At 46.0% G+C, this 2,685-nt stretch carries 3 protein-coding genes; 1 reads left to right on the forward strand and 2 read right to left on the reverse strand.

All coding sequences use genetic code 11. The features are described 5' to 3' along the window. Positions 1 to 690, forward strand: a 690-nt coding sequence (ytvI, locus tag HP456_RS22485; protein WP_172255237.1) for a sporulation integral membrane protein YtvI, incomplete at its 5' end; no start/stop codon positions are given. Positions 691 to 1,152: 462 nt separating this feature from the next. On the opposite strand, the gene HP456_RS22490 is transcribed toward ytvI, so the two are convergent. Together HP456_RS22490 and HP456_RS22495 are read right to left on the reverse strand one after the other, a co-directional pair. Next, the gene (locus tag HP456_RS22490) at positions 1,153 to 1,539 is read right to left on the reverse strand and encodes an FxsA family protein (RefSeq protein ID WP_172255239.1); all 387 of its coding nucleotides are present in this window, start codon (positions 1,537 to 1,539) and stop codon (positions 1,153 to 1,155) included. Positions 1,540 to 1,681: 142 nt separating this feature from the next. Then, a partial coding sequence (locus HP456_RS22495; RefSeq protein WP_172255241.1) for a pyruvate kinase occupies positions 1,682 to 2,685 on the reverse strand: 1,004 nt, incomplete at its 5' end.

Below are 2,685 nucleotides of genomic sequence, written 5' to 3' on the forward strand. Positions count from 1 at the left end.
GAAAATATTGAAACAGCCGGAAGCAAAGTTGCCCAATCTGCAGGGGATTTTCTTCAGAACTTTTTTCAGAGGCTTCCTCAGCTTATTTCCTGGATACCGAATGCCGCATCGGTGCTTATATTCTCTGCGCTTGCAACCTTTTTTATAAGCAAAGATTGGTATACATTGTCGGCCAAAGCTGATAGATTTGTTCCCGGGAAAGCGATGGCAAGCGGAAAAACCGTATTCATCGATTTAAAGAAGGCATTATTCGGCTTTATCCGCGCGCAATTCACGTTAATCTCGATTACCGCCATTATCGTATTAATCGGCTTACTCATCCTTCGTGTCGATTACGCCATCACTATCGCCCTTGTGAGCGGTTTGGTAGATATCCTGCCCTACTTAGGGACAGGTGCAGTATTCGTTCCATGGATCGCTTATGAATTTATTGCCGGTGATGCCGGTTTGGGAATAGGGCTCTCCGTATTATATTTAGTCGTCGTCGTACAGCGGCAGATCATGGAACCGAAAGTGTTATCTTCCAGTATCGGCCTTGATCCCCTGGCCACACTGATCGCTCTTTTTGCAGGATTCAAATTGATCGGTTTCCTTGGCCTGATTGTCGGACCCGTGGTACTGGTCATCCTTTCAACACTTAGGCGTGCAGGAGTATTTGAAGACATTTGGAGGTTTATCATGGGGAAATAGCCAAGTTGATACCAAAACGGAAAACGAACGGCTTCATGAAAAAAGAAGGTAGGACAAAAGTGTTATAATCTAAGTAAACCCGAACTAATTTGTCTTTTACCAGGCAAATTAGTTCGGGTTATTATTTTGTTCAATGTACGCTTAAGTTTTAGCACTTTCCAGCGGTTGATTGGAGTGCAAAACGAAGACTCCCTCGGAAGAGTAGCTTATTAGAAAAGCGGAAGGGCTTTGCACAGAGGCGCGTGGCATAAGACGGATCGTCCTGAAAGACGCTCTTTGCCTTCTTGCTGGGTTTGGCTTATGACGTGTACCTCTAGACCCCGCATGCTTCCCGAAGCGGCTCACGAGCTACCCGGGGAAAGCGAAGTCTTGCACGGAAATCATTAGCGGTATTAAGAACATACACTGAAATAGTTCGTCTTTATGTCGTGGTTTATTCGTTTTGTCCCAGGCTCTTTTTTATTATCTGTAAATAATGAGGTTCCCGTTAGTGAACCATTTTTTAAATAATTTGTAGATGAAGGGTTTAAATAATTTCCGGGTTACCGGAAGGAGCAATAAAAAGCCTGTTGCATCAGTAATGAAGCCAGGGGTCAGCAATAGTACTCCCCCAACCAATATGCATAGCCCGTCAATGATCACATCTCCGGGGAACTGAGCGTACTGCATATCCTCCCGGGCTCTCCTGATCGTCTCCAGCCCTTGTTTCTTTGCCAGGTATGCCCCTGCAATCCCTGTAGCTATGATCATCAACACGGTAGGTACCACACCGATTACTTGTCCAGCCAGAACCAGGATCCCGATTTCCAAAGCAGGTACTACAATTAAAAGCGGCAAAATATATCTCATGAGGAATTCCTCCTGTTATTTATGACTTGATTCTATCATTATAACATATTGCGATGGAGGGGGATTATTCCGTAATCTTATTCACTCCCTAACCAAAAAAAGCCGGAGTCTCAAACAGAGACTCCGGCTTGCTTCTTATATGTTAAAGTACACTTGCATGACCGTTGTAGATAACGCCGCGAGTAGCATCTACTGTAATTTCCTGTCCATTTTCAAATAAGGAAGTAGCATTGTCGACTCCAACGACTACCGGGATGCCCAGATTGATCCCTACAACTGCTGCATGGCTTGTCAAACCGCCTTCTTCTACAATCAGCGCAGAGCATTTTTCAAGTGCAGGCATCATTTCCTTATCTGTACCGATTGTGACAAGCACTGAACCCGGTTGAACGTTTTTCACAGCTTCTTCTGCACTGGAAGCCACGACAGCTTTTCCATAGGCAGATTTACGTCCGATCCCTTGTCCTTTAGCGACAATGTCACCAACTATATGGATCTTCATCAGGTTAGTCGTACCGGACTCACCGATTGGAACACCTGCCGTGATCACAATCAGGTCACCGTGCTTGGTCATGCCGGAATTCATGCTTTCTTCCACAGCCATATCAAGCATTTCATCCGTTGTGGATACTCTGCGTCCGACTGTTGGGTATACACCCCATACAAGAGCCAACCTTCTGGAGACGGATTCAGTGCCAGTAACCGCTACGATCGGTGCTTTAGGGCGATATTTCGAAATCATGCGTGCGGTATGTCCGCTTTCCGTCGGCGCGACGATCGCATTCACATCCAGGTTGATCGCAGTGTGGGCCACCGACTGACCGATTGCGTCCGTCATATTATGATCGCTTTCTTTGCTGCGCGCAGAAAGGATCTCATTGAAATCCAGTGCAGTTTCCGCTCTTGATGCAATATTGTGCATCGTTTGAACCGCTTCTACAGGATAAGTACCTGCAGCCGTTTCTCCTGAAAGCATGATTGCATCCGTTCCATCAAAGATAGCATTGGCAACGTCACTTGCTTCCGCTCTTGTCGGTCTTGGATTGCGCTGCATGGAGTCTAGCATTTGAGTGGCAGTGATGACAGGCTTACCTTGTGAATTGCACTTCTTGATTAACTGCTTTTGTACGAGAGGCACTTCTTCTG

Origin of the sequence: Bacillus haikouensis (genome assembly GCF_013179555.1) — a bacterium.
Taxonomy (GTDB): Bacteria; Bacillota; Bacilli; order Bacillales; family Bacillaceae_B; genus Rossellomorea; species Rossellomorea haikouensis_A.